Origin of the sequence: Mycetohabitans endofungorum, from assembly GCF_037477895.1 — a bacterium.
In the GTDB taxonomy this organism is placed as follows: Bacteria; Pseudomonadota; Gammaproteobacteria; order Burkholderiales; family Burkholderiaceae; genus Mycetohabitans.
The window spans coordinates 782,731-803,233 of the sequence record NZ_CP132744.1 but is presented as its reverse complement, the minus strand read 5'-3'; the positions used below and the strand labels follow the sequence as shown (position 1 = coordinate 803,233).

Below are 20,503 nucleotides of genomic sequence, written 5' to 3'. Positions count from 1 at the left end.
TTTTCAATCCTCCCTTACTGCGGCGTCGCCGGCAGCTTCGACTGCGCGACATGGGAGAGCAGGTTAATCACCGATTCGTGCATCACATCCGTGAACGGCTTCGGGAAGATGCCCATGTACAGCACGAGCAGCGCCAGCGCCATCAACATCCAGAACTCGCGGCAACTCAGGTCGACGAGCTTCGCGACATGGTCGTTCGCGACCGCGCCGAAATAGACGCGCTTGACCATCCACAGCGTGTACGCAGCGCCCAGAATCAGCGTAATCGCCGCGAGCAATCCGATCCAGAAATTGAATTTCACGGCCGACAGGATCACCATGAACTCGCCGACGAACCCGGACGTGCCCGGCAACCCGCAGTTGGCCATCGAGAACAGCACCGCGAACGCCGCGAACTTGGGCATCGTGTTCACGACACCGCCGTAGTCGGCGATTTGGCGTGAGTGCACGCGGTCATACAGCACGCCGATGCACAGAAACATCGCACCCGACACGAAACCGTGCGAGATCATCTGCACGATGGCCCCTTCGACGCCGAGCTGACTGAACAGAAAGAAGCCGAGCGTGACAAAGCCCATATGCGCGATCGACGAATACGCGACCAGCTTCTTCATATCGGCCTGCACCAGAGCGACGAAGCCGATATAGATTACGGCAACGAGCGACAGCGTGATCACAACCGGCGCCAGCACGTGGCTCGCATCCGGCGCGATCGGCAGCGAGAAGCGCAGGAAGCCGTACGCGCCCAGTTTCAGCATGATCGCCGCCAGCACGACCGAGCCGCCGGTTGGCGCCTCAACGTGCGCGTCGGGCAACCACGTGTGCACCGGCCACATCGGCACCTTCACTGCGAACGCGAGGAAGAACGCGACGAACAACAGCACCTGCGGCGTCATGCCGAGCGGCAGCGCATGCCAAGCTGACAACTCGAACGATTGCGACTGCGTGTACAGGTAGATCAATGCGACCAACATCAGCAACGAGCCGGCCAGCGTGTACAGGAAAAACTTGAACGCCGCATACACGCGGTTTGGGCCGCCCCAGACGCCGATGATCAGGTACATCGGGATCAGCGTCGCCTCGAAGAACACATAGAACAGCATCCCGTCGGCCGCCGAGAACACGCCCACCATCAGACCTGACAGGATCAGGAAGGCGGCCATGTACTGCGCCACGCGGTCTGTGATCACCTCCCATCCGGCGATCACGACGATGACCGTGATGAATGCAGTCAGCACAACGAACCACATCGACAGCCCGTCGACGCCGAGGTGGTACGTGATGTTGAAACGTTCGATCCACGGCGCGACTTCAACGAACTGCAGCGCTGACGTACTTGCGTCGAAGCCGCTGATCAACGGCAGTGTGACGATGAAGCTGATCACCGAGCCGATCAGCGCAGTCCAGCGCGCGACACCCGGTGTCTTGTCTGAGCCGACCGCAAGAACGGCGATACCGAACGCGATCGGCAGCCAGATCGCGAAAGTCAAAACGGGGAAATGAGCGTGCATACCTGTCCTCGCGTTATTTATTCAACGTAACGAACAGGGTCAGCAACCCCAACATGCCGATAATCATGGCGAACGCGTAGTGGTAGATGTAACCGGTTTGCAGAAAGCGGACCACGCCGGCAAACTTCGCGACCGCGCGCGCGCTGCCGTTGACTAGACCGTCGATCACGACGACATCGCCCTCCTTCCAGAGCCCTTTGCCGAATGTCACCGCACCCTTGGCGAACACAACGTCGTTGATCTTGTCCATGTAGTACTTGTTGTCCAGCAGCGTATAAATGCCCGAGAAACGCTGACGAATCGCCGCCGGGATGTCAGGCCGCTTCAGGTACAGGAACCAGGCGACGATGACACCGGCCAGCGCGAGCCAAATCGGCAAGCCCGAGACCGAATGCAACCCCATCGCCATCCAGCCATGGAACGCCTCGGCCATCTCACACAGCGCCTCGTGATGCTCGCTGACGTAAACAACCTTGTCGAACACGACGCCGTGCGAGAAGAAGTTGCCGAAAATCATCGGGCCAACCGCGATCGCACCGATCACGACGGACGGGATCGCAAGCAGCACCAGCGGCAGCGTAACCACCCACGACGTCTCGTGCGGCTCGTGCGCGCCATGCCCATGATGCGCACCGTGGCCGTGCCCATCGTCATCGTGATGCACGTTGCGGAAGCGCTCCGGACCGTGGAACACCATGAAAACCATCCGGAACGAGTACAACGCGGTCACGAATACACTGGCGGTCACCGCAAAATACGCGAATCCCGAACCCGGCAAGTGCGACAACTTGACCGCCTCGATGATCGAGTCCTTCGAATAGAAGCCGGAGAAGAACGGCGTGCCGATCAGCGCAAGCGAGCCAACCAGCGACGTGATCCACGTGATCGGCATGTACTTGCGCAGCCCACCCATGTTGCGCATGTCCTGGTCGTGATGCATGCCGATGATCACCGAACCGGCGCCCAAGAACAGCAGCGCCTTAAAGAACGCGTGCGTCATCAGGTGGAATACCGCGACCGAGTAAGCGGAGGCGCCGAGCGCCACGGTCATATAGCCGAGCTGAGACAGCGTCGAGTAAGCGACGACCCGCTTGATATCGTTCTGTACGATGCCGAGAAAGCCCATGAACAGCGCGGTAATCGCGCCGATCACCATCACGAACGACAGCGCAGCGTCGGACAACTCGAATAACGGCGACATCCGCGTGACCATGAAGATGCCCGCGGTCACCATCGTGGCGGCGTGGATCAGCGCGGAAATCGGCGTTGGACCTTCCATCGAGTCAGGCAGCCACACGTGCAGCGGGAACTGCGCGGACTTACCCATCGCGCCGATGAACAGGCAGATGCAAGTCACCGTGATCAGCTGCCACTGCGTGCCCGGCAGCACACCTGCGCTGGTCAGCGCGTCGCGATGCGCGAATACGTCGCCATAGTTCAACGAGCCGACATACGCGAGCACCAGGCCGATGCCGAGCAGAAAGCCAAAGTCGCCGACGCGGTTCACGAGGAACGCCTTCAGGTTTGCGTAGATCGCCGTCGGACGCGTGTACCAGAAGCCGATCAGCAGGTAGGACACCAGCCCGACCGCTTCCCATCCGAAAAATAGTTGCAGGAAGTTGTTGCTCATCACGAGCATCAACATCGAGAACGTGAACAGCGAAATGTACGAGAAGAAGCGCTGATAGCCCGGGTCCTCCACCATGTAGCCGATCGTGTAGATGTGCACCATCAGCGACACGAAGGTGACCACACACATCATCATCGCGGTCAGCGAATCGACCAGGAAACCAATTTCGAGCTTCAAGCTGCCCTGTCCCGGTACGAGACTTGGCAGCGTCGCCCATTCGTAAATCGTGCCATTGAAGCTGGCGCCATCGAGCACGTCGAGGAACACCAGCGCAGAGATCACGAATGCGATCGCCACGCCGAGGATCGTCACGCGATGCGCGTTGTGGCGGCCGATGGTCTTGCCGAACAGGCCGGCGATCAGCGAGCCGGCCAGGGGCGCCAGCGGGACCGCCAGCAGCAGGTTGGGATTGAGTGTCGTTGCCATAACAGTCAGGGCCTTTTTTCTTAACCCTTGAGCCGGTCGAGATCCTCGACGTTGATCGTGTCGAGGCTGCGGAACAATGTGACCAGGATCGCAAGGCCGATTGCCGCTTCAGCCGCGGCCACGGTCAGCACAAAGAACACAAAGATCTGGCCATGCGCGTCGCCGAGATAGTGCGAGAACGCAACGAAATTGGTGTTCACCGCGAGCAGCATCAACTCGATCGCCATCAGGATGATGATCACGTTGCGGCGGTTCAGGAAGATCCCAACGATCGAGATCGCAAACAGGATCGCGCCAAGCACGAGGTAATGGGCGAGGCTCAACATGGTTCTTTTCTCCTTGTCCCGGTCAGCGGGTGTTGCCGACCGCGCCAGCACCGGTGTTGCCCGGCGTCGCCGGTTGCGTCGATGCGTCCGGCGCCTGCGTTTCGGCAGCCATTCGTACCAGCCGCACGCGCTCCTCGCGCCGCACCCGCACCTGCTCACTGACGCGCTGGCGCTTCACGTCCTTGCCGTCGCGGATCGTCAGTGCAATCGCCGCGACGATCGCGACTAGCAGCACGAGGCCCGCGACCTCGAACGCGAAGATGTAGTCGCTGTAGATGATCCGGCCAATCAGGCGGGTGTTCGACAGCGCGCCCCCGGCTCCAGCTGCTTGCATCGTCTGCGCAGTGTCATGCACCGGCGAAACGGTCGCGCCGTAACCGTGCCAGAGGATCAGCGCGGTCTCGATTACGATGATCGCGCCGACAATCGTCGCCATCGGCACGAAGCGGCGGAAGTCGCGCCGCAACACGTCGAGGTTGATGTCCAGCATCATCACGACGAACAGGAACAGCACCATCACCGCGCCGACGTAGACGAGCACCAACAGGATCGCGAGGAACTCGGCCTCGAGCAGCATCCAAATCGCCGCGGCGTTGAAGAACGCGAGCACCAAAAACAGCGCCGAGCTCACCGGGTTGCGCGCGGTGATCACCTTGAGCCCTGACACGGTCATGAGCAGCGCGAAGAGGTAGAAGAGGACGGTCGTGAATTCCATGTTTACCGGATCATCGTTAGGCGTGTCGTTGTCGTATCATGCGTCGGGGCAACCAGCCCCATGACGCTCACCGGTACGGTGCGTCGGCCGCCTTTGCCGCCGCAATCTGGGCTTCGTAGCGATCGCCGACCGCCAGCAGCATGTCCTTCGTGAAATACAGGTCGCCGCGCTTCTCGCCGTGATACTCGAGGATCTGCGTCTCGACGATCGAATCGACTGGGCAGCTCTCTTCGCAGAAGCCGCAGAAGATGCACTTGGTGAGGTCGATGTCGTAACGCGTCGTGCGGCGCGTGTTGTCGGCGCGCACTTCCGATTCGATCGTGATCGCCAACGCCGGACAGACCGCCTCGCACAGCTTACACGCGATGCAGCGCTCTTCGCCGTTCTCATAGCGGCGCAGCGCATGCAGCCCGCGAAAGCGCGGCGAAACCGGCGTCTTTTCCTCGGGGAACTGCACCGTGATCTTGCGCTGGAACGCATACCGTCCAGTCAGCGCGAGCCCCTTGAGCAGCTCGGTCAGAAAGAATGTTTTGAAAAAATTCTGAATTGCGTTCATGGCAACACCTTATTTCCAGATGTTCAGCGGCGACATGATCCAGAAACCGACCACGACCAGCCACACGACACATACTGGAATGAAGATCTTCCAGCCCAGGCGCATGATCTGGTCGTAGCGGTAACGCGGGAACGTCGCACGGGCCCAGATGAACACCGACAGCAGGAAAAACACTTTGAGCACCAGCCAGACGATGCCCGGGATGAACGACAGGAACTCGAACGGCGCGCTCCAGCCACCGAGGAACAGCGTCGCGGCGAGCGCCGAGATCACGATCATATTGATGTACTCGGCGAGGAAGAACAGCGCGAACGCCATCCCCGAGTAGTCGATCATGTGCCCAGCAACGATTTCCGACTCCCCTTCGACGACGTCGAACGGGTGCCGGTTGGTTTCGGCGATGCCGGAGATGAAGTAGACGACGAACATCGGCAGCAGCGGCAGCCAGTTCCACGACAGGAAGTTCAGGCCGAGCCCGGCGAACAACCCGCGCTGTTGCGAGTGCACGATATCGGAGAGGTTCAGGCTGCCCGACGTCATCAGCACGACGACCAGCGCGAAGCCCATCGCGATTTCATACGACACCATCTGCGCGGCCGCGCGCATCGCGCCAAGGAACGCGTACTTCGAATTCGATGCCCAGCCGGCGAGGATCACGCCGTACACGCCGAGCGAGGAAATCGCCATCGCATACAGCAAACCAGCGTTGATGTCGCCGAGCACCGCCTCAGCCTGAAATGGAATCACCGCCCAGACGCCAAACGCCGGCACTACGACCATGATCGGCGCAACGAGGTAGATCCACTTGGTCGCCTGCGCCGGCTGAATCACTTCCTTGAGCAACAGCTTGACCACGTCGGCGATCGGCTGCAACAGCCCCTTCGGCCCGACGCGGTTCGGTCCGAGCCGCACGTGCATCCAACCAATCAGCTTGCGCTCCCACAGAATCAGATAGGCGACGCACAGCAGGATCACGACCGACACGACGAGTATACGCACTAACGCCCATACGGTCGGCCACGCGACGCCCAGCAGTTGGCTACCGGTTGCATTGATCGTTTCGAACACGCCCATTTAAGCCTTCTCCACCAGCAGATCACCAAACAGGCTGCCAAGTTCAGCGGCGGCGGACGTCGCCGCCGGCACGCGCACCACCGCGTCATGCAGCTTCGCATCGCGCAGCGCCGGCAGCGTCACCGATGCCTCGCCCTGTCGCACGCGTACCGCGTCCCCTTCCTTCAGTCCAAGTTGGTCAAACAGCGCGGCGGGCAACGACACGCGCAGCGCCGCCTTCGCGGCCCCGGTCAGATGCAGTGACGGTGCACGGCGAACCAGCGGGTCGGCATCGTAGATCGGCACGTCGGCAATCCGCTCGAATGCGCCGGCCGCGCGCGTCGAGGCACCGCGCGCCAGCGGCGCATGCGTCGCGTTCGATAGACGGGCCTGCACGTCCACGCCTTCCAACGCCGCAGTGGCCACTTCCTCGGCACTCGTGTAATCGAAATTCGGCAGCCCAAGTAGGTTACCCAACACGCGCAACACCTTCCAGCCCGGTCGGGACTCACCCAGCGGGCGTATGACACCCGTGAACGGTTGCACCGTGCCCTGCGCGTTGACAAACGTACCAGCCGTCTCGGTGAACGGTGCAATCGGTAGCAGCACGTCCGCGTAGTCGGCGCCGGTCTTGAACGACGACAGCGCGACGACCATGTCGGCCTGCGCGAGCGCCGCGCGGGCCTGCCGCGGATTCGCGACGTCGAACTCCGGCTCGACGTTGAACAGCACATACGCGCGGCGCGGCGACGCAAATGCCTGCGCAGCGTCAGCACCGCCTTCGCCGGGCAGCGCGCCAACCAGATGCGCGCCGACGGTGTTGGCCGCCTCCGGCAGCAAGCCGAGCGTCGCGCCACTCGTCTGCGCGATCCACTGTGCCATCGCATGCAGCTTCGCGAATTCGGGATGGTTCACCGCGCTCGTGCCCAGCAGAATCACGCGCTGCTCGCCGTTCGACAGCGACGCGGCGATGTCCTTCGCAGCAACGTCCGGCTGCACACCGCCGAGCTCGGCCGGCAACGCTGCGCCACGGATCTCGGCCACTGCGGCAGCCACGCCGGCCAGCGCGTCGACCCAAGCCGACGGTGCCGCGACGATTTTGTGCGCGACATTGATTAGCGAATCATCGGCGCTCGCATGCAACAAGCTCACCTTGGCACCACTGCTGGCGGCCTGGCGCAGCCGTGCCGCCAGCAGCGGATGATCGCGGCGCAGGAACGAGCCGATCACAAACGCGGAATCGACGCTGGACAGCGTCGCGATCGGCATGCCGAGCCACGGTGCGCCCTGCAGCGGCGCGGAAAAATCGCTTTGGCGCAGCCGGAAATCCAAATTCGCGCTACCCAGCGCACGCGTCAGCGTCTTGAGCAGAAACAATTCTTCGAGCGTGCTATGCGGGCTAGCGAGCGTAGCGATTGCGTTCGCGCCATGCTCGGCCTTGATGTTCTTCAAGCCGTTCGCGACGTAGTTCAGTGCGGTTTCCCAGTCAACCTCGCACCACTTGCCGTCCTGCTTTAGCATCGGCTGCGTCAGCCGCTCCGCGCTATTCAGCGCCTCGTATGAAAAGCGATCCTTGTCCGAAATCCAGCACTCATTGATCGCCTCGTTTTCCAGCGGCAGCACACGCATCACCCGATTGTTCTTCACCTGCACGATCAGGTTCGCACCGACCGAGTCGTGCGGGCTGACCGAGCGGCGACGCGACAATTCCCACGTCCGCGCGCTGTAACGGAATGGCTTGCTGGTCAGCGCACCCACCGGACATAGGTCGATCATGTTGCCCGACAACTCGGAGTCAACCGTGTTGCCGACGAACGTCGTGATCTCCGAGTGCTCGCCGCGGCCCAGCATGCCGAGCTCCATGATCCCGGCCACTTCCTGGCCGAAGCGCACGCAGCGCGTGCAGTGGATGCAGCGCGTCATTTCTTCCATCGAGATCAGCGGCCCGACGTTCTTGTGGAACACGACGCGCTTCTCTTCTGAATACCGCGACGCGGACTTGCCGTAGCCGACCGCCAGATCTTGCAGCTGGCATTCGCCGCCCTGGTCGCAGATCGGACAATCCAGCGGGTGGTTAATCAGCAGGAACTCCATCACCGACTGCTGCGCCTTCACCGCCTTGTCCGACGTCGTGCGCACGACCATGCCGGCGGACACCGGCGTCGCGCATGCCGGCACGGCCTTCGGCATCTTCTCAACCTCGACCAGGCACATCCGGCAGTTCGCCGCGATCGACAGCTTCTTGTGATAGCAGAAGTGAGGAATGTACGTATCGACCTTGTGCGCAGCCTGGATCACCATGCTGCCTTCCGGCACCTCGACCTTCTTGCCGTCTATTTCAAGTTCAACCATGATGGTGAAGGGTCCCTAACCTAATCCTGTGCACCCGCTCACGGCGGGCCGTGGCGACTTGCGGCGCCCGCTCACGCGGTCGCGGCGAGCGCTGTATCGCGTGGTATGCCGCCTTGCGTCGGAACGAGACAATGCTTGTGCTCGACGTGATATTCGAATTCGTTCCAGAAATGCTTCAACATGCCGCGCACCGGCATCGCCGCTGCGTCGCCCAACGCGCAGATCGTGCGGCCCATGATGTTCTGCGCAACCGAGTTCAGCAGGTCCAGGTCTTCCTGGCGCCCCTGGCCATGTTCGATCCGGTGCACGACCCGATACAGCCAGCCGGTGCCCTCGCGGCACGGCGTGCACTGCCCGCACGACTCCTCGTAGTAGAAGTACGACAGACGCAGCAGCGAGCGCACCATGCAGCGCGTATCGTTCATCACAATCACCGCGCCGGAACCGAGCATCGAGCCGGCCTTCGCGATCGAGTCGTAGTCCAAGTCGGTCTGCATCATCTGTTCGCCTGGCACCACCGGCGCCGATGAGCCGCCCGGGATCACCGCCTTGATCTTGCCGCGCACGCCGCCGGCCAGCTCCATCAGCTTTGCGAACGGCGTGCCGAGCGGCACTTCATAATTGCCCGGCAGGTTCACGTCGCCGGACACCGAGAAGATCTTCGTGCCGCCGTTGTTCGGCTTACCCAACTCTAGGTACTGCTGCGGACCGATCGCCAGCAAGAACGGCACCGCCGCGAACGTCTCGGTGTTGTTGATCGTCGTCGGCTTGCCGAACGCGCCATAGCTGGCCGGGAACGGCGGCTTGAAGCGCGGCTGTCCCTTCTTGCCCTCGAGCGACTCGAGCAGCGCGGTTTCCTCGCCGCAAATATAGGCGCCATAGCCGTGGTGCGCATGCAACTCGAACGAGAACCCACTGCCCAGGATGTTATGACCGAGATAGCCGGCAGCACGCGCCTCGTCCAGCGCCTGCTCGAAGCGCTCATAGACTTCCCAGATCTCGCCGTGAATGTAGTTGTAGCCGACGGTAATACCCATCGCGTACGCGCCGATCGCCATGCCCTCGATCAATGCGTGCGGATTCCAGCGCAGGATGTCGCGGTCCTTGAATGTGCCGGGCTCGCCCTCGTCGGAGTTGCACACCAGGTACTTCTGCCCGGGGAACTGACGTGGCATAAAACTCCACTTGAGTCCCGTCGGGAACCCTGCGCCGCCACGGCCACGCAGGCCAGACGCCTTCACGTCCGCGATCACCTGCTCCGGCGCAATCTTCTGCTCGAGAATGCGACGCAGTTGCTGGTAGCCCCCACGCGCGACGTAGTCCTGCAAATGCCAGTTCTCGCCGTTTAGGCCCGCGAGAATCAGCGGATTAATATGCCGATCGTGCAAAGACGTCATTTGGACAGCTCCTCGAGCAACTGGTCGATCTTCTCGCGGCTCATGAAGCTGCACATCCGATGGTTGTTCAGCAACACCACCGGCGCATCGCCACAGGCGCCGAAGCACTCGCCTTCTTTCAGCGTGAACTTGCCGTCCGGCGTCGTCTCGCCAAAATCGATTCCCAGCTTCTGCTTCAGATATTCTGCGGTCTCTTCTGCACCGCCCAGTTGGCACGGCAGGTTCGTGCACAGCGTGATCTTATGTTGACCGACTGGCGCAGTCTCATACATGGTGTAAAACGTCGCGACTTCCTGCACCGCGATGGCCGGCATCTTTAGATAGTCGGCGACGAATTGCATCAGCTCCGGCGACAGCCAGCCCTGCTCTCGCTGCGCAATCGCAAGCGCCGCCATCACGGCGGACTGCTGGTGACCGGCGGGGTACTTCGCCACCGCGCGATCGATTTCCTTGAGGCCTTCAGCTGAGATCATTTCCAGACACGACTCATTCAATGCTTACCGAACGAAAACCTGCCGGCGAACCGCTACCGGCAGACCTGACGCTCCTTGATACGACAGCATCGCGCCACGCGCGATGCGCCAAGCGGTGACACTATCGGTCAACCTCGCCGAACACGATGTCCTGTGTCCCGATGATCGTGACCGCGTCGGCGATCATGTGACCACGCGCCATCTCGTCGAGCGCGGACAAATGCGCGTAGCCGGGCGCGCGGATCTTCAGCCGGTACGGCTTGTTCGCGCCGTCCGACACCAGATAGATACCAAACTCGCCCTTCGGGTGCTCGACGGCGACGTATGCTTCGCCCTCGGGAACATGCATGCCTTCTGTGAAGAGCTTGAAATGGTGGATCAGCTCTTCCATGTTCGACTTCATGTTTAGCCGCGACGGCGGCGCGACCTTGTGATTGTCGACCATCACCGGGCCCGGATTCTTACGCAGCCATGCAATACACTGTTTAATGATCCGGTTCGACTGGCGCATCTCCTCGATGCGCACGAGATATCGGTCATAGCAGTCGCCGCCCGCGCCGACCGGAATGTCGAAATCAAGCTGGTCATACACTTCGTACGGCTGCTTTTTGCGCAAGTCCCATTCAACACCCGAACCGCGCAGCATCGGTCCAGTCATGCCCAGTTGCAGCGCACGCTCCGGCGTGACGACACCGATGCCGACCAACCGCTGCTTCCAGATCCGATTGTCGGTCAGTAGCGTCTCGTACTCATCGACGCAGCCAGGGAAGCGATTCGTGAAGTCTTCGATGAAATCGAGCAGCGAACCCTGGCGGTTCTCGTTGAGCCGAGCGAGCGCCTTTTCGTTGCGAATCTTCGAGGCCTTGTATTGCGGCATCGCGTCTGGCAGATCGCGGTAGACGCCACCTGGCCGATAGTATGCCGCGTGCATGCGCGCGCCGGACACCGCCTCGTAGACGTCCATCAAATCCTCGCGCTCGCGGAACGCGTACAGGAACACCGCCATCGCGCCGACGTCCAGTGCGTGGGCGCCGATCCACATCAAGTGATTCAGGATCCGCGTGATCTCGTCAAACATCACGCGGATGTACTGGGCCCGGACCGGCACGTCAATACCGACGAGCTTCTCGATCGCCATCACGTACGCGTGCTCGTTGGCCATCATCGACACGTAGTCGAGGCGGTCCATGTACGGCACCGACTGGAGGAACGTCTTGTGCTCGGCGAGCTTTTCGGTCGCGCGATGCAGCAAACCGATGTGCGGATCGGCACGCTGGATCACCTCGCCGTCCAACTCGAGCACGAGGCGCAGCACGCCGTGCGCTGCCGGATGCTGGGGACCGAAGTTCAGCGTGTAGTTCTTGATGTCAGCCATGTTCGCGGGCTTGCTAGAAATTCAATGACTCGCACGGACCGCATGCGCTCGCGCAAACGGTCCGCAGCCGGCCAGGCTGGCGCTCAGTGCTTGAGGCCGCCATAGCGTTCTTCGCGAATCACGCGCGGCGTGATCTCGCGCGGCTCGATCGTGACAGGTTGGTAGACAACGCGCTTTTCTTGCGCGTCGTAGCGCATCTCGACATAGCCGGACAGCGGGAAATCCTTGCGGAACGGGTGGCCGATGAAACCGTAGTCGGTCAGGATCCGACGCAAATCGGGATGACCTTCGAACACGATCCCGTACAGATCAAACGCCTCGCGCTCGTACCAGTTCACCGAATTCCACACGTCGATCAGCGACGGCAGAATCGGCACATCGTCGTCCGGCGCGAAGACCCGCAAACGCAGTCGCCAGTTGTGGCGGATCGACAGCAGGTGCGACACCGCGGCAAAGCGAGGACCGTCGTATCCGCCATCGCCATACGTCGAATAATCGACGCCGCACAAGTCGCTCAATTGCTCGAAGCCAAGCGCCGGGTCATCGCGCAGCCGCGTCGCGACGTCGATCAGATCGCTAGCGGCGACGACGATCGTCAATTGCCCGAGTGACTCCGTCGCGCTTTTCAGCTTGTCGCCGAGCGCCTTATTGAGGTTCGCCCTCAGGATCTCGAGTTTGCTTGCCATGTGGGGAACTCCGCGTTACGACCGGGCGATGGTGTTAGTACGACGAATCTTCGCCTGCAACTGGATCACGCCGTAGACCAGCGCCTCGGCGGTCGGCGGGCAGCCGGGCACGTACACGTCGACCGGCACGATCCGGTCACATCCGCGCACGACTGAGTACGAGTAGTGATAGTAGCCGCCACCATTCGCGCATGAGCCCATCGAGATCACCCAGCGCGGCTCGGCCATCTGATCATAGACCTTGCGCAGCGCAGGCGCCATCTTGTTGCACAGCGTACCGGCCACGATCATGACATCGGACTGACGCGGACTCGGTCGGAACACAACACCGAAACGGTCCAGGTCATAGCGTGCGGCGCCGGCATGCATCATCTCAACCGCGCAGCAGGCGAGCCCGAACGTCATCGGCCACAGCGAACCGGTCCGCGTCCAGTTGATCAGCTTGTCAGCCGTCGTGGTGACAAAGCCTTCCTTCAAGACCCCTTCGATACTCATTGCTTTTGACTCCAGACGGGCGGCAAGCCTTGCACCCGACATTCAAGCGTGATTGGCGTTCATTCCCAGTTCAGGCCACCCCGTTTCCAGATATAGGCGAAGCCCAGCAGGAACTCGAGCAGGAAGATCATCATCGCGATGAAGCCCGGCCAACCGATGTCGCGCAACGCAACGCCCCAAGGGAACAGAAAGGCCGTTTCCAAATCAAAAATGATGAAGAGAATGGCAACCAGGTAGTAGCGCACGTCGAACTTCATGCGCGCGTCTTCGAACGCCTCGAAACCACACTCGTACGGGGAATTCTTGTCGCTGTCCGGCTTGTTCGGACCCAAGAGCTTGCCGATACCGACTAAAGCAATCCCCAAACCGAGGCCTACGAGAAGAAACAGCAGGACGGGGAAATAGGCAGCGAGGTTCAAAACTATCCTCTATCGGTTGGTTCAAGGTGCCGGCCGGCCCGACCGCTCCGACCAGGATACTGCGCGGATGCGTCACTTCGAAGCCGCAGCACCGTGACGGAAACAGCGCTTAAAAAAATAAATGCCAGCCGAAGCGTAAATGCAAGCGGCTGGCATTGGATAACGTTGGTGCCGACGATGAGACTCGAACTCATACGGCTTGCGCCACTACCCCCTCAAGATAGCGTGTCTACCAATTTCACCACGTCGGCACTGTTTGCAATCCGGGAGGCCACTCGGAGCGTTAACCCTTCGTTACCACTGTTACCGCGAATCGCTTCAAGATTTGAATTGTAACTTGGTTAGGTCGTTTGTTCAACGCACAAAACACGTTTTTCTGCATACCGCAGGAAACATAGTTTTGCCAACTTTCGCGTTATTTCGGCACATCTTGCCCCGGCGTGGACGCAGCCGCAGACGACGCTGCGCTGCCCGGCGCTGCAATACCGGAAGCCGGTCCCGAACCCGCTGCCGGCGCGCTCGCTGCCAGTGGCACCGCACCGCCCAACAAGCCGCCGCCAGTCTTCGGACGGTAGCTACCCAGCGCGGTCAGCGCGAGCGTGCTAACGAAGAACACGGTGGCGAGGACCGCCGTGGTACGCGACAGGAAATTGGCCGAACCGCTGGCGCCGAACAGGCTGCCCGACGCTCCGCTGCCGAATGCCGCGCCCATGTCGGCACCCTTGCCATGCTGCAGTAAAACGAGCCCGATCACGCCGAGCGCCGACAGCACCTGCACCACGATAATCAACGTCTTCAAGAACAACATTTGCATCACCTAGAATGAGCCGGATCCCCGGCAAGTGCCGCGGCTGCCGCCGCGCCGATCGCAAGGAAATCGGTCGCCGACAACGATGCGCCACCAATCAGGCCGCCGTCGATATCCGCCTGCGAAAACAATTCCTGTGCATTGCCCGGCTTCACGCTGCCGCCATACAGCAGCGGTACCTGCCCTCCCCCTTTGGCCGTGAGCTGCGCCCGCAACGCGGCATGGACCTGCTGCGCCTGCTGCGCCGTCGCGCTCTGACCGGTACCAATGGCCCAAACCGGCTCGTATGCCACAACCAGTCGCGCCACGTCGGCCTCGTCCAGCACGTCGAGTACCGCTGCAAGCTGCGCACACACCACGCTGTCGGTCTGCCCGGCCTGCCGCTCATCCAGCGTTTCGCCGACGCAAACGATCGGCGTGATACCGGCCTCGAGTGCGCGCTGCGTCTTAGCCGCTACCCACTCCGACGATTCCGCATGCAACGCGCGGCGCTCCGAGTGACCGACGATCGCCAATGTCGCGCCAAACTCGGCGACCATCGGAGCGGCGACCTCACCCGTATACGCGCCCTGCGTGTGCGCGGACACATCCTGCGCGCCATACGCGATTGGCGTGCCGGCAAGACGCGCCTGGACCTGCGCGAGATACGGATGCGGCACACACACGCCGAGTCGCACTTGCGGCCCGAGTGTCGCCACGCGTTGCACAAGCGCGTGCAGCAGCGCATCGTTGTCGGCGACGCGGCCGTGCATCTTCCAGTTTCCGACTACCAGCTTCGATCGTTGTTGCTTCGACATGGGTCTCGTGGATCTGTGACGCGCAGGCGTCAGTCAATAAGCAAAAGCCGTGCACAAACGTGCAATTCTACTGTGCAGCACGAGTCGCGGTCAAACCGGCATGGCTCACCAGGTCAGCACGATTTTCCCGATGTGCTCCCCCCTCTCCATCATCGCGTGCGCCGCGGCCGCCTGCTCGGCCGGAAACACCTGGTAGATCACCGGCTTGATCGCGCCCTGCTCGATTAGCGGCCACACCCGCTCGTGCAATTGTGCGGCGATGGCGGCTTTGAACGCCACCGGCCGCGGCCGCAGCATCGAGCCGGTTAACGTCAAGCGCCGGCGCAATACCTCGCCCAAGTTAATCTGCGCGTTGGCGCCGCCGAGCAATGCGATCAGCACGATGCGGCCACCTTCGGCCAGCGCACTCAATTCGCGGCCTACATAGGAGCCGCCCACCATATCCAAGATCACGTCGACACCGCGGTCATAGGTCAGCGACTTGACGACGGCGACAAAGTCCTCGGTCTTGTAGTTGATCGCGCGCTCGGCGCCCAGCGCTTCGCACGCGGCGCACTTCTGTGCGTTGCCAGCCGTGGCGAACACCCGATGACCAAGCGCATGCGCGAGCTGGATCGCGGTCACGCCGATACCACTGGAGCCGCCCTGTACCAGCAGCGTCTCGTCGGGACCGCGCTCGCCTGCACCCAGCCGAGCGCGATCGAACACATTGCTCCAGACGGTAAAAAACGTCTCGGGCAACGACGCGGCCTGCACGTCCGATAAGCCCGCTGGCACGGGCAGGCACTGCGCGAGCGGTGCGCTTGCATACTCGGCGTATCCACCGCCTTGCACCAGCGCGCACACGCGTTGCCCGCGCGTCAGGCCAAACGGATTATTCGCACCGCCGAGCTCGCCATCGACGATTTCGCCAGCGATTTCCAGGCCGGGAATGTCCGACGCGCCCGGCGGCACGGGATAATTGCCGGTGCGCTGGAAAACGTCCGGGCGGTTCACTCCGGCTGCCGCAACCTTGATCAGCACTTCGCCGGGCTTGAGTTCCGGCATCGGGCGCTCACCAGGTTTCAATACGTCGGGGGCGCCGTATTCGGTAATCTCGATCGCTTTCATGCGGAACTTTGCGTGGTCGTCAGGTTGACGACGATGATAAAGAAAAACGGCCGGCAGTGCGCGAAGCACTCCGGCCGTGCGAATCGGATGCGGCGCGGCGCCGCGCGCGATCTTGTCAGACCCGCGTGGTGACCGCCGTCCTGGGCGCGTTATTCCTGCTCCGCCGGCGGCGTCGCAGGCGGCATCACTGGCGTTGCAGGCGGTGTTATGGGCGGCGTGGCCGGCACCTCGTTGAGCAGCGCCTTCGCAGACAACCGTACTCGACCCTTCTCGTCGGTCTGGATCACCTTGACCTTCACCTGCTGGCCTTCCTTCAGGTAGTCGTTGATGTCCTTGATCCGCTCGTTTGCGATCTCAGAAATATGCAACAGGCCATCGCGCCCCGGCAAGATGTTCACGATCGCGCCGAAATCCAGCAGCTTCAGTATCGCGCCCTCATAGATCTGGCCGACCTCCACTTCCGCCGTGATGTTCTCGATGCGCTTCTTCGCCTCGGCCATGCCCTCGGAGCTTGTGCTCGCGATGGTCACGATACCGTCGTCGGAGATGTCGATCGTCGTGCTGGTTTCCTCCGTCAGCGCCCGGATCACCGAGCCCCCCTTGCCGATCACATCGCGAATCTTTTCCGGATTGATCTTCATCGTGATCATCCGCGGCGCGAACTGCGACAGCTGCGTGTTCGTCGACGGCACGGCCGAGGTCATCTTATCCAGGATGTGCAAGCGGCCTTCCTTCGCTTGCGCGAGGGCAACCTGCATGATTTCCTTCGTGATGCCCTGGATTTTGATATCCATCTGCAGTGCGGTCACGCCCTGCGCGGTACCCGCCACCTTGAAGTCCATGTCGCCCAGGTGGTCCTCGTCGCCTAGGATGTCGGTCAGCACCGCGAACTTGTTGCCTTCCAGGATCAGCCCCATCGCGATGCCCGCCACGTGCGCCTTCATCGGCACACCCGCGTCCATCAGCGCCAGACAGCCGCCGCACACGGACGCCATTGACGATGAGCCGTTCGACTCGGTAATCTCAGATACCACACGAATCGTGTAGCCGAACTCATCATCACCCGGCAGGCACGCGACGAGCGAGCGCTTGGCGAGCCGGCCGTGACCGATCTCGCGGCGCTTCGGCGAGCCGACACGACCCGTTTCGCCGGTCGCGAACGGCGGCATGTTGTAGTGCAGCATGAAACGCTCGCGATATTCGCCTTCGATCGCGTCAATGATCTGCTCGTCGCCCTTCGTGCCAAGCGTGGCCACCACCAGCGCCTGCGTCTCGCCCCGGGTGAACAGCGCCGAGCCGTGCGCGCGCGGCAACACGCCGGTTCGGATTTCGATCGGACGCACGGTGCGCGTGTCGCGCCCGTCGATACGCGGCTCGCCGTTCAGGATCTGACTGCGCACGATCTTCGCCTCGAGATCGAACAGGATATTGCCAACCGTCGCGGCATCGACGATGGCCGCCCCGGCTGCCACGGCTTGTTCGGCCAGCTTGGCCGTGACCGCCGCATACACCTCCTTCAGCTTGGCCGAGCGCTGCTGTTTCTGCCGGATCTGGTATGCCGCCTGCAACTCGGCGAGCGCCAACTCTGTCACGCGCGCAATCAACGCTTCGTCCTTCGGCGCCGGCTGCCAATCCCATTCAGGCTTGCCGCCTTCCTTAACGAGGTCGTGGATCGCGTCGATCGCCACCTGCATCTGCTCATGACCGAACACGACCGCGCCAAGCATCACCTCCTCCGGCAACTGGTCTGCTTCGGACTCGACCATCAGCACCGCGCGCTCGGTACCGGCGACCACCAGGTCCAACTTCGATGCCTTGGACTGCGAGCGGGTCGGATTGAGCACGAATTGATTGTCGATATAGGCGACGCGCGCTGCGCCGATCGGCCCATTGAACGGAATACCGGAGATCGCCAACGCTGCCGATGCACCGATCATCGACGGGATGTCCGCCGGAATGTCCGGGTTGATTGACAGCACATGGATCACGACCTGCACTTCGTTGTAGAAGCCTTCCGGAAACAGCGGACGCAGTGGGCGGTCGATCAGCCGCGAGATCAATGTCTCGCCCTCGGAAGGACGGCCTTCGCGACGGAAGAAGCCGCCCGGGATCTTGCCGGCCGCATACGTCTTCTCGATGTAGTCGACGGTCAGCGGGAAAAAGTCCTGGCCCGGCTTAGCCGCCTTGGCCGCCACCACCGTTGCCAGCACGACGGTGTCCTCGACATCGACAATCACCGCACCGCTTGCCTGACGAGCAATCTCGCCCGTTTCGAGCCGCACGTTGTGCTGACCCCATTTAAATTCTTTGACGATTTTATTGAACATTTTCACTCCTTCGAGACGCCGCGCCTATGCGCGGCCGGTCCATCGACCGTTCCTCAACCGTTGCCAGCCGCTCGAAACAGGGAAGTGTTATGCCATTCCAGCGCGACAGCAGTACTGCTGCCGCGCTGGAATGACACAAAACCCCGCCTCGTTTGCCGGACGGTCGCACGCGCACGTGCGGAACGCATCACACCGGAAACGCTAAAAATAAAATACCTGCATCAGCATGCTGACGCAGGCATCTTTTGCATGTAGCAGGCAGAAGTCTGCCATCGAGCCGCTTACTTGCGCAGACCCAGCTTCTGGATCAACGCACGATAGCGGTCAGCATCCTTGGCCTTCAGGTAGTCGAGCAGCTTGCGGCGGCGGCTCACCATGCGCAGCAGACCACGACGGCTGTGGTGATCCTTCATGTGAGCCTTGAAGTGCACCGTCAACTCGTTGATACGGCTCGTGAGCAACGCGACCTGCACTTCCGGGGAACCGGTGTCATTCGTACCGCGCGCGAATTGCGCGACGACTTCCGATTTGTTGATATTCGCTACAGACATGATTTCCTTTATTGATCAACAGGCGGTCACGGAAGAAAGGCCGTGCCGTGGGTTTACAACTAAACTTAATTGTAGCATAGCCGAGGCAAGCTAGGATCAGCGCACACGGCGCATCCGGCACGTGCTGGCCGGGATCGTCTGCTCAGGCGTGAGCGTCAGCAGCGTGCGAAAACCATAGCCGGAACCTTCATTGTCAAAGCGCACGTGTGCGGTACCCGCCTTCTCCATCTGCATGACGTAAAGGGGCTGGATTAGCTGGTGATCGTTGGCACGCATCCACGACGGATGGAAACCACTGCCGTAGTCGGCGCGCGCGCCTTCCAGCGCGGTTGCCACCGCCAGTGCGTCGTCCGAACCGGCGTGCGTGAGCGCGCGAGCCAGCATGTCGATCATCACGCTGATTCTCAGCAACGGATAATCGTCCAACGGCGCAGGATACCGCGCCCGGAATGCCGTGTAGAACGCGTCGGACGCCGCCCCGCCCACATTCGGATGCCAGTCCGCCACCGCGATCACACGGCCCACGCCGGCATCGCCGAGCGCCGCCGGCGCGCCGAGGCTGTTGCCGTAGAAGGTGTAGAACCGCAGCTTCAGGTTCTGCTCGCGCGCCGCGCGCACCAGCAGCGTCAGATCGTTGCCCCAATTGCCGGTCAGCACCGCGTCAGCGCCGCTCGCCCGGATCTTTGCCAGATACGGCGCAAAGTCCTTGACCCGACCCACCGGCACAAACTCGTCACCCACGATCGCCACGTCGGGCCGCTGCGCAGCAAGCGACGAACGGGCCAGTGAACTCACCTGGCGGCCAAAGCTGTAATCTTGGTTAAGTAAATAAACCTTCTTGAGCGACGAATCGCGGCGCATCACCTCGGTCAACGCGTTGATCCGCATGCCCGCGTGCGCGTCAAAGCGGAAATGCCAAAAGCTGCAGTCGTCCTCGGTCAGCGCCGGATCATCGGCCGAGTAGTTCAGCAACAGCATGCGACGGTTGGGTTCGCGCACATTGTGCTTGTTGATCGCGGCGATCAGCGCCGCGGCCACCGCGGAGCTATTGCCTTGCAGCACGAAAGCAATCCGCGCGTCGGCGGCGGCGCGCAACTGCACCAGCGCCTCATCCGTGGCCCCTCGGCTGTCCAGCACAACCAACTGCAGCGGATGCGCGCCGTCTCGCAACATCACCCCGCCGCGGGCGTTGACCCGCTCGATCGCAAAGCGCAGATTGCGCTCGACTGCCGCGCCCGCATTCGCAAATGCACCGGACATCCCTTCGATCAGCGCGAGCCGCACCGGCGCGCCGGCGGGCAGCGCGCGCTGCGCCGAACCCGGGCCGGGCACAGCCGTCGCGGCCGCGGCGCTTGCCTGCGCGTGCGCCGCGCAGGCAAGCGTCATCGACATCGGCAACACTGCGGCCACGCCGCGCAAGCGCCGCCATCCAGCACACACGGACTGCGCGATGCGCCTATGCGCACGGCGCGCCACAGCTAGAGGCCCGCCCGCCG

At 62.0% G+C, this 20,503-nt stretch carries 19 protein-coding genes and 1 tRNA gene; all 20 read right to left on the bottom strand.

Going from position 1 to position 20,503, the window contains the following annotated elements; genetic code table 11:
- Positions 1-14: 14 nt before the first annotated feature.
- Positions 15-1,511, bottom strand: a complete 1,497-nt coding sequence (locus RA167_RS03725; RefSeq protein ID WP_076786444.1) for an NADH-quinone oxidoreductase subunit M — start codon at positions 1,509-1,511, stop codon at positions 15-17.
- A 13-nt stretch (positions 1,512-1,524) separates the two neighbouring features.
- Positions 1,525-3,567 carry an NADH-quinone oxidoreductase subunit L gene (nuoL, locus tag RA167_RS03720; protein WP_076786442.1) on the bottom strand — a complete coding sequence of 681 codons (2,043 nt, stop codon included), beginning with the start codon at positions 3,565-3,567 and terminating at the stop codon, positions 1,525-1,527.
- 20 nt (positions 3,568-3,587) lie between these two features.
- Positions 3,588-3,893, bottom strand: coding sequence for an NADH-quinone oxidoreductase subunit NuoK (nuoK, locus tag RA167_RS03715; protein ID WP_041753724.1), 306 nt, complete (start codon positions 3,891-3,893; stop codon positions 3,588-3,590).
- A 22-nt stretch (positions 3,894-3,915) separates the two neighbouring features.
- Positions 3,916-4,608, bottom strand: coding sequence for an NADH-quinone oxidoreductase subunit J (locus RA167_RS03710; protein ID WP_076786440.1), 693 nt, complete (start codon positions 4,606-4,608; stop codon positions 3,916-3,918).
- A gap of 67 nt (positions 4,609-4,675) precedes the next feature.
- The gene (gene nuoI / locus RA167_RS03705; RefSeq protein ID WP_076786439.1) at positions 4,676-5,164 is read right to left on the bottom strand and encodes an NADH-quinone oxidoreductase subunit NuoI; all 489 of its coding nucleotides are present in this window, start codon (positions 5,162-5,164) and stop codon (positions 4,676-4,678) included.
- Between the two features lie 9 nt (positions 5,165-5,173).
- Positions 5,174-6,238 carry an NADH-quinone oxidoreductase subunit NuoH gene (gene nuoH, locus RA167_RS03700; protein ID WP_076786437.1) on the bottom strand — a complete coding sequence of 355 codons (1,065 nt, stop codon included), beginning with the start codon at positions 6,236-6,238 and terminating at the stop codon, positions 5,174-5,176.
- Positions 6,239-8,569 carry an NADH-quinone oxidoreductase subunit NuoG gene (gene nuoG / locus RA167_RS03695; RefSeq protein ID WP_076786436.1) on the bottom strand — a complete coding sequence of 777 codons (2,331 nt, stop codon included), beginning with the start codon at positions 8,567-8,569 and terminating at the stop codon, positions 6,239-6,241.
- 71 nt (positions 8,570-8,640) lie between these two features.
- Positions 8,641-9,966, bottom strand: coding sequence for an NADH-quinone oxidoreductase subunit NuoF (nuoF, locus tag RA167_RS03690; RefSeq protein ID WP_076786434.1), 1,326 nt, complete (start codon positions 9,964-9,966; stop codon positions 8,641-8,643).
- Entirely contained in the window at positions 9,963-10,439 is a 477-nt protein-coding gene (gene nuoE / locus RA167_RS03685) for an NADH-quinone oxidoreductase subunit NuoE (protein ID WP_076786431.1), read from the bottom strand. Before nuoE ends, nuoF begins: the two co-directional genes overlap by 4 nt.
- A 121-nt stretch (positions 10,440-10,560) precedes the next feature.
- Complete coding sequence (locus RA167_RS03680) at positions 10,561-11,814, bottom strand: NADH-quinone oxidoreductase subunit D (RefSeq protein ID WP_076786429.1); 1,254 nt, start codon at positions 11,812-11,814, stop codon at positions 10,561-10,563.
- 83 nt (positions 11,815-11,897) lie between these two features.
- The gene (locus tag RA167_RS03675) at positions 11,898-12,500 is read right to left on the bottom strand and encodes an NADH-quinone oxidoreductase subunit C (protein WP_076786427.1); all 603 of its coding nucleotides are present in this window, start codon (positions 12,498-12,500) and stop codon (positions 11,898-11,900) included.
- A 15-nt stretch (positions 12,501-12,515) separates the two neighbouring features.
- The gene (locus tag RA167_RS03670) at positions 12,516-12,995 is read right to left on the bottom strand and encodes a NuoB/complex I 20 kDa subunit family protein (RefSeq protein WP_076786425.1); all 480 of its coding nucleotides are present in this window, start codon (positions 12,993-12,995) and stop codon (positions 12,516-12,518) included.
- Positions 12,996-13,054: 59 nt separating this feature from the next.
- Positions 13,055-13,414: an NADH-quinone oxidoreductase subunit A gene (locus RA167_RS03665; protein WP_076786423.1), complete on the bottom strand. Its 360-nt coding sequence runs from the start codon at positions 13,412-13,414 to the stop codon at positions 13,055-13,057.
- A 166-nt stretch (positions 13,415-13,580) separates the two neighbouring features.
- Positions 13,581-13,665: transfer RNA gene (locus RA167_RS03660), tRNA-Leu, on the bottom strand.
- Positions 13,666-13,829: 164 nt separating this feature from the next.
- Positions 13,830-14,222: a preprotein translocase subunit SecG gene (secG, locus tag RA167_RS03655; RefSeq protein ID WP_076787770.1), complete on the bottom strand. Its 393-nt coding sequence runs from the start codon at positions 14,220-14,222 to the stop codon at positions 13,830-13,832.
- 5 nt (positions 14,223-14,227) lie between these two features.
- A complete protein-coding gene (gene tpiA / locus RA167_RS03650; RefSeq protein ID WP_076786421.1) occupies positions 14,228-15,019 on the bottom strand; it encodes a triose-phosphate isomerase in 792 nt (263 codons plus the stop codon).
- A gap of 105 nt (positions 15,020-15,124) precedes the next feature.
- Entirely contained in the window at positions 15,125-16,129 is a 1,005-nt protein-coding gene (locus tag RA167_RS03645; RefSeq protein WP_076786419.1) for an NAD(P)H-quinone oxidoreductase, read from the bottom strand.
- A 149-nt stretch (positions 16,130-16,278) separates the two neighbouring features.
- The gene (pnp, locus tag RA167_RS03640) at positions 16,279-18,462 is read right to left on the bottom strand and encodes a polyribonucleotide nucleotidyltransferase (protein ID WP_237574334.1); all 2,184 of its coding nucleotides are present in this window, start codon (positions 18,460-18,462) and stop codon (positions 16,279-16,281) included.
- Positions 18,463-18,737: 275 nt separating this feature from the next.
- Positions 18,738-19,007, bottom strand: a complete 270-nt coding sequence (gene rpsO, locus RA167_RS03635) for a 30S ribosomal protein S15 (protein ID WP_076786415.1) — start codon at positions 19,005-19,007, stop codon at positions 18,738-18,740.
- Between the two features lie 96 nt (positions 19,008-19,103).
- Complete coding sequence (locus RA167_RS03630; RefSeq protein WP_139337161.1) at positions 19,104-20,399, bottom strand: branched-chain amino acid ABC transporter substrate-binding protein; 1,296 nt, start codon at positions 20,397-20,399, stop codon at positions 19,104-19,106.
- Positions 20,400-20,503 lie beyond the last annotated feature (104 nt).